The sequence below is a fragment of the Paraburkholderia guartelaensis genome, assembly GCF_004353905.1.
GTDB classification, from domain to species: Bacteria; Pseudomonadota; Gammaproteobacteria; order Burkholderiales; family Burkholderiaceae; genus Paraburkholderia; species Paraburkholderia guartelaensis.
In genome coordinates, this window is the sequence record NZ_SMOD01000098.1 from 1 (window position 1) to 6,559 (window position 6,559).

The following is a 6,559-nucleotide window of genomic DNA, read 5'->3' on the forward strand; positions in this document are numbered from 1 at the left end:
CAACAACTGACGCCGGAGCCGCACCCCATCTCCGCTGGCAAATCTCGCCAGCGGATACCGGTCTTCAGCACGAACAAGATGCCGGTCAGCGCAGCCCGATCCGGTACCGGTTTGCGGCCCGGATGCTTGAAGCGCCGTGGCTTCGCTGGTGGTAGCAGCGGCTCGATCAGTGCCCACAGTTCGTCGTCGATGATTGGTTTGCCCATCTCCTCGATCCTGTTGATACGACGATCGAGGTTAACAGGTTGCGTTACGGGTTAACAGCCCCTATGAACTCTTTTTGAAACCGTCTCTTAGCCCCACTCGACCGCGTCGAATGTGACGCCCACAAGCTTGACGCTCGCATGATGGTACTCGTGCCCTCCCCTCATGGCGGCACGGAGCCTCGCATGATTCACCGGCTTTGGGTCGTCGTCATCATTGATGTCGCATCGCGCGCAGTGCTTGGCTACCATTTAAGCCTGCGCCGTGAGTGCTCGGCCGAGGACGTGCTGCGTGCCGTCCGCTGTGCGCTAACACCGTGGACACCACGAGACCTTCAGTTCAGCAGCCAAGCCTACGTTCAGGGCGCGGGCTTGCCCTCGTACCTTCTCCCGCAGCTTTCGGGCGCATGCTGGAATGAATTTAGCGTTGACGGGGCACTCGCGAACATCTGCGCGCGCGTCGAAAGCGTGTTGCACGATCTGGTAGGGGCGACACTCATCAAGCCACAGGACTCAACAAGCTTCAGTTGTCGGCGCAGCAAGGACGATCGCCCCTTCATCGAATCGTTCTTCGGACACCTGGCTACCGGAGGCTTTCACCGGCTTTCGACGACGACCGGCAGTTCACCAGCTGGCAAACGCGGTGCTGATCCAGACGCGGTCGCGCTAGCTACGCAATTCCAGCTCGAATACGCGCAGGAACTGCTCGATACGCTGATCGCCAACTACAACGCGACACCACACTCAGGGTTAGGCTACCGCAGTCCGCTAGAACAGCTTGAACGATGGATGGCCGATCGCTCATCAGTGGTCCGTGTGGTTGATCCGGAGGCGGTACGCCGTATGGTCGGCGTGCGAAAGCTCTGCACACTGCTCGGCGGCATCGAGACAGGGCGTCGGCCGCATTTTAATTTTGCCAACGCCCGTTACTCAGCCGAATGGCTGTGTTTGCGCACTGATCTCCTGGGAAATAATTTCTGGTTACACCTGGACGATGAAGACGACGCACGTTATGCCGCCGTCTCCACGCAGCACGGCGTTTTCATTGGGGTGGTGCGCGCCGCGCCCCCATGGCATCGCACGCCACATTCGCTCTACGTGCGGCAGGCAATCCGCGCGCTTGAGAAGCGCCGGCTACTGCACCTGGCGAATCACGGCGACGCGGTTGAAGCGTTGCTGCGCTACGCAGAAGACTCCCCTGAGCGGAAACTGCCTGTCCACCCGGCTTATCTCGAAGCTCGCCGGATTCTGGAGCAGCATGCGCAACGATTAGCCGGCCAATCGATGGTGAGTATTGTCAAACACGCTGAGGTGGCAGCAGCGAACGTCAGGACGCCGACCGCTGCCGCTGCACGCAGTAATCCGATCGCCCTGCCGCCGATGCGCCGGGCACAGCAATGGTAACCCCTTCCAGGCCGGCTACGGGCGCGCTCGTAGCCCCGCACGTGCCCCGTGACCACCCCGTTGTCACACGCGATTATTCGCTGTTCACGATCGCGATCAGTGACATGGTAGAGCGCATCGCTGGTTGGCTGGACGACCAGATCGATGGCGCAACCATCTTCGGGCCGTCGAGGTTCGGCAAATCAAGTGCTGTTGACCACTGGCTCCAGCGTCTGCTATCCGAACGCCACGGTGGCTACGTGCCACTCGTTATCTGGAGCCACACCGATTCAGGCTGCAGTCAGGGCGTTGGCCGCTTTTACGCGCACCTGCTCGAAGCGAGCGGTCACCGGCTCGCCCAGGCACGACGCAATCCGCTCGAACGACAGATCATGCTCGTGGAACGCTGGATCGAACTTGCGGCGCAAGGCGGAGGCCGCTTTCTCGTTCTGGTCATCGACGAAGCGCAGGGTATGAGTCAGCGCGAGTGGCTGTGGCTCGTCGAGCTGCACAGTCTTCTTGAGAAGCAGCGAGTCCGTTTGTGTGTATTTTCGATTGCTTCGTTGCAGTTCTTCGATGAACCACTCGGCATGGCACTCGCGGGCGGCGCCCATGTAGCCGCCCGCTTCATGCTCGCATCGGAGCCCTTTCACGGTGTGCGAAGTATTGACGAGCTCGCGTACGTGATGCGTGGCTATGACGACGGTAGCGAATGGCCACCAGGCTCGGGCCGTTCATTCACAGCAGGCTTGGCACCGCGCCCGTGGGCCGGAGGATTTCGTATGGAGCACCAGGCCGACAGACTCATGCAAGCGATGAACGAGACATTACCGTCGCATTATGCCGGACCGACGGATTTTCCAATGAAGACCGTGACGCAAGCGTGTCGCCATGTGCTTCTTCACATCGCCAGTGGCGGGAACGTCGAGACAGGGACCTCGCCCGAAGCGTGGTGTCTGGCTGTGGAGAATTGCGGGCACCGGACACTGATGGCATTGGTGTCAGCGACTGCCGCTCTTCGCGGCGCGAGTCGCCGCGAAGCAAGTCATGCCTGAACGCTGTCTTGCCTGGCATCGTGGCAGTGTGTTGCCGTATGCATCGCTGTGGCACACAGTTCTGCGCGCGTGTGCGCTCAACGCCCTCTACCCTGCTGACCTGCCGACCACCGGGGCGCGCCCAGCCCAATCGTTGGATCTGTTCGATATCCAGGCTGGCAAGATCGATGTTGCGGCGCTCGCGCGCGCACTCGGCGAGCCGCCAGAAGTCTTCCGTTGGTCGACTCTTGACGCACTGCCAGATCCGCTGCGAGTCGCGCTCGCCGTGCCCCAGCCACGCGTCTGCCTTGCATGTCTGGCGGCGGGCTACCATTCGGCGCTGTTTTCCGTCGCATTGCTGGATGCGTGCCCGATTCATCACACCGCGCTTGTCGGTCGCTGCCACTGCGGCGCACCGTTTGACGCCGCGCTACGGTCTCTTGCCGACTTCCGAATAGCAGGGAGCTGTCCGTGTGGTCAGCTGCACTTCTTTACGCATGAAACCTGCCGTCGATCGACGATGACGCCAGATATGACACACGCGCTTACCGCCGTCGTGGCATGGCTGCACTCGTTATCGCAACTCATCCGACCGTCGCGATTGGACCTGGCCCTTTCCCAACAAGCGCCTGGCAGTCTCGAGTGGCTGATCACCACCGCGCAATCGCTTGGGATTGCTTATCCCGCGTGCCTTAGACATACGATTTCCGCGTCCGCTCGCATCGAGACCGTTGCGTATGGCTCTCCTTCCAGGTTGGCACCGCACCGAGATCGTCCGTCGCCGACTGACGCTCAAGAGAGTGAGAGAACGCCGCTTTCGCAAACGGTCTCTGCCTTCGACGCGTACCGCGCAATCGCGCGCCATGTCCGGCGTCACGTCGCACCCGACGGCGATCTATGGATATCCCGGTTCATGGACTCGTGCGACCCAATCGAAATCGGTGAGCTCATTTGCCATAGCCGCAATGCGCAGACGGCATTTATCACCATGCTTTGGGCGCGCTCGGTTGAACCGGGCGTTGAACGACGTCGCTGGCCGCACCGACTCCCCGCAAGCGGATTCAATAACACGCTTGCCGAGATCGTGGCAGACGATTGTCGGCTCTGCGGTGCGGATAACGCCGACACCAGGACGCGGCACTGGCTGACATGCCATGCAGCTCGCGTGAGTCTCGGCGCGCTATGGCGCGACGCCCAGGCACGCGCTTCGGGCGCTGCCCGATTCAGGCTCGCTACCTGGTACAGCGTGTCACCCGGGACGTCGTGGCGTGACAGCGCATGGCTCGCACTCGCCACCCCTCACGGCGTGCGATTCGTGGCTGAAACCTCAACAAACTTGCCGACGGCGCCGTACACCAGCAAAACACGGCGGAAGGCGGCACACTCCACACATGAACTGGCGCGCCGCAACGCGATGTGGGCCACCTGTCATGGCTCGTGCCTGTCCTGGTCCGAAGCAAACAGCTGGCACGTCATCGATGCAATCTCGCCCGTTGACTTCGATGTGCGCCACCGCCGATTGCTCGGGTGGCGAAACGGGCGTCCGTGGTGCTGGCTCTATCGAACGGCGGATGGCCATTTTGTTGCGAGATGGGATCACGCGCCGTTACAGGTGCTGGCAGCGACGCCCGGCGCCGCGCTTGCCGCTCTACGGCGCTGTGCGTTGGAATATCAGAGGATTTGTAAGGTCGTTTTACCGTTCGCGCCTTCGTTTTCGACCGCAGCTCCCGCGCCGATGGAGACCCGTCCGGCGCTGCACTACCGATTTTCCGTGGATGCCGCTCGGAGCAACGAAGGATTCTGGCGAGACGCGCGAATACTTGCTGAAGCAGCCCACAAATATCGAAGCACCTACGTTCTGCCACAACGCACCGGAGCAGGCACACCCATCGACGGTATGGTGACCAGTATTAACAACTTTAGTTGAAATCTATCAACAACTTTAGTTGTGTGAGCGGCGCCAGGCTCCCTCTAAAATGCGCGCTACAACATGAGCATTAAGATAATTTTTCTTATCATAAGGCGTCTGTTTTACATCTAAACTTCGATGTTTGAAAACCTGCTACACCCGATCGCCGGGCGGCCTTCCGCTGAACCGGGCGGTTTTCCCGATGCCGGTGAACCCGCAATCCTCAACTCCAGCGAGATGAACGCGCTGCGCCTGCGCTTCGCGTCAGCCCAGGCGTTTTTATCTCTCAACCCTCCCCCACGTTTGCCCCAGTCACTCGCGACGGCGTTAGAGCCGATATAGAGGAATGGCGGTTCACGAAGCGTAGAATACGCCCTTCATTCAACGCATCCGGATCCGGGCGCGGCGCCACGAATACCCTGAAAATCCAGGCTCCGAGTGTGTCGTTGACTGGCGAACTGGCCTGAGCGGCAGCCGGGCGAACAAGCAAGGGCGTTATCAGCTTGACGGCAGGAAAGAACGAAGCGCTCCATTTGGCTTTGTACAGGGGTGTTCTCCATGCAGCCAGCATTGGGAGATGGGCGTGTTGCTTGGGCCTCTCGTCAGGCGTGGGGAAGCGTGCGTAGTACGGCATTAACTGATTAGAGAACGAAAGAAACATGCAGACCGTTGCGGTACTCGACTTCGAAACAACCGGGCTTTCGCCGAATCTGGGCGACCGTGCTACCGAGATTGCCGTCATCCTCCTGCGTGACGGTCAGATTGTTGATCGTTACCAGAGCTTGATGAACGCCGGTCGGCGCATCCCGTCCGATGTCGTTGCTCTCACCGGCATCACGAACGACATGATCGCATCGGCTCCTCCTTTATCGAAAGTCATGAGGGAAGCTGCAGCGTTTGTTGGAAACCATCCCGTCGTTGCCCACAACGCCGGGTTCGACAAGCGGTTTTGGCAGGCAGAACTGGGGCTTCTTGGCGTGCCAGCGGAGCATTCGTTTGCTTGCACGATGCTCGTCGCCAGGCGGATCTACCCACGCGCCCAGAGTCATCGCCTGTCTAGCTTGGCGGAGATGCTTCGGTTACCGAAATCGGGTCGTGCTCACCGGGCGATGGTTGACGCCGAGATCGCCAGTCATCTCTGGTGCCGATTGCAGGACGACATCGCTCAAACTTACGGGCTGAAGCGAATCGATCACGCCCTCATGGCTCAATTGCAGAAAACCAGTAAGGCGAAGGTTGCGACATTTCTGGGTTCGCGGTCTAACGACTGAGCCCACGGCGCCGAAGAACCTGGAGCGCCCCTCTATCCCTTGTGGTCGGCCAACGCCTAAGTGGGCACACTCGGTGTCCCGCCCCAAGTGGGCATGCGCCTGTTGCACCGCAGGAGGAGCAATTGCGCCATGCGAACCGAGCCACCTTAGATCGCGGAAGTGCGAAAAAGCATGAGTGCACTGCGAGTTGTGGGGGGATCACGTTGCGTTTCCGTATAGCGCATCGAATGTGTCTACACGTACGGTACTAAGCACGTCGCCGTATTGCTGAGCCGGTGACAGAATTTTCCAGTTCTACGGCAGACGTAGAGATCCGGTCTGGTTTGCGTGTGCTTTCGATGCATCGCCGCAACTAGCTAGCCAACTCACTTGGTGCCGGAGGCGACTATCCGTCTGGACGGGCCCTGTAGCGCGCGGAGACCCGAATGTCGCTCTAACTTTACCCGATGCCTTTCATCATTTCCCCGATGGGCAGTTCAAACTCCTCCACTTGTGGGCGGCTAAATTCCCCCAGGCAGGACGAGCGGATTATGCGTCGGATTCCTCAGTGACGGCAAGCCTGGCAGCGGCTTCACGGAGACGATAGCTCTTGCCTTCAAACTCGAGGAGTTTGGAGCGATGCAGCAGACGGTCAAGGATCGTCGAAGCCATGGTGCTGTCGCGAAGGTAGCGCCCCCAGTCCTGGACGACGCGGTTGGACGTGACGAGGATGCTGCGGCGTTGCTTGTAGCGTTGATGGACGAGGGTCTGCAGCAGTTC

The 6,559-nt window shown here is 60.2% G+C and carries 6 protein-coding genes; 4 read left to right on the forward strand and 2 right to left on the reverse strand.

The window, feature by feature from the left end; all coding sequences use genetic code 11:
- The coding region (locus E1N52_RS42645; RefSeq protein ID WP_133191065.1) for a transposase at positions 1-206 on the reverse strand (206 nt) is incomplete at its 3' end.
- A 183-nt stretch (positions 207-389) separates the two neighbouring features.
- Here E1N52_RS42645 and E1N52_RS44700 point away from each other — a divergent pair.
- The 4 genes from E1N52_RS44700 (at position 390) to E1N52_RS42665 (ending at position 5,800) form a co-directional block, all read left to right on the forward strand.
- Positions 390-1,607 (forward strand): hypothetical protein, encoded by a 1,218-nt coding sequence (locus tag E1N52_RS44700; protein WP_205965770.1) that lies wholly within the window; start codon positions 390-392, stop codon positions 1,605-1,607.
- Positions 1,608-1,711: 104 nt separating this feature from the next.
- Positions 1,712-2,641 (forward strand): ATP-binding protein, encoded by a 930-nt coding sequence (locus tag E1N52_RS42655; RefSeq protein WP_133191067.1) that lies wholly within the window; start codon positions 1,712-1,714, stop codon positions 2,639-2,641.
- Positions 2,634-4,547 carry a hypothetical protein gene (locus E1N52_RS42660; protein WP_133191069.1) on the forward strand — a complete coding sequence of 638 codons (1,914 nt, stop codon included), beginning with the start codon at positions 2,634-2,636 and terminating at the stop codon, positions 4,545-4,547. Before E1N52_RS42655 ends, E1N52_RS42660 begins: the two co-directional genes overlap by 8 nt.
- A gap of 641 nt (positions 4,548-5,188) precedes the next feature.
- Positions 5,189-5,800, forward strand: a complete 612-nt coding sequence (locus E1N52_RS42665) for a 3'-5' exonuclease (RefSeq protein WP_133191071.1) — start codon at positions 5,189-5,191, stop codon at positions 5,798-5,800.
- Between the two features lie 528 nt (positions 5,801-6,328).
- On the opposite strand, the gene E1N52_RS42670 is transcribed toward E1N52_RS42665, so the two are convergent.
- The coding region (locus E1N52_RS42670) for an ATP-binding protein (protein ID WP_165979344.1) at positions 6,329-6,559 on the reverse strand (231 nt) is incomplete at its 5' end.

Coding starts and splice junctions, on each gene's coding strand:
- E1N52_RS44700 (WP_205965770.1), top strand. CDS start 390: ATGATTCACCGGCTTTGGGTCGTCGTCATCATTGATGTCGCATCGCGC.
- E1N52_RS42655 (WP_133191067.1), top strand. CDS start 1,712: ATGGTAGAGCGCATCGCTGGTTGGCTGGACGACCAGATCGATGGCGCA.
- E1N52_RS42660 (WP_133191069.1), top strand. CDS start 2,634: ATGCCTGAACGCTGTCTTGCCTGGCATCGTGGCAGTGTGTTGCCGTAT.
- E1N52_RS42665 (WP_133191071.1), top strand. CDS start 5,189: ATGCAGACCGTTGCGGTACTCGACTTCGAAACAACCGGGCTTTCGCCG.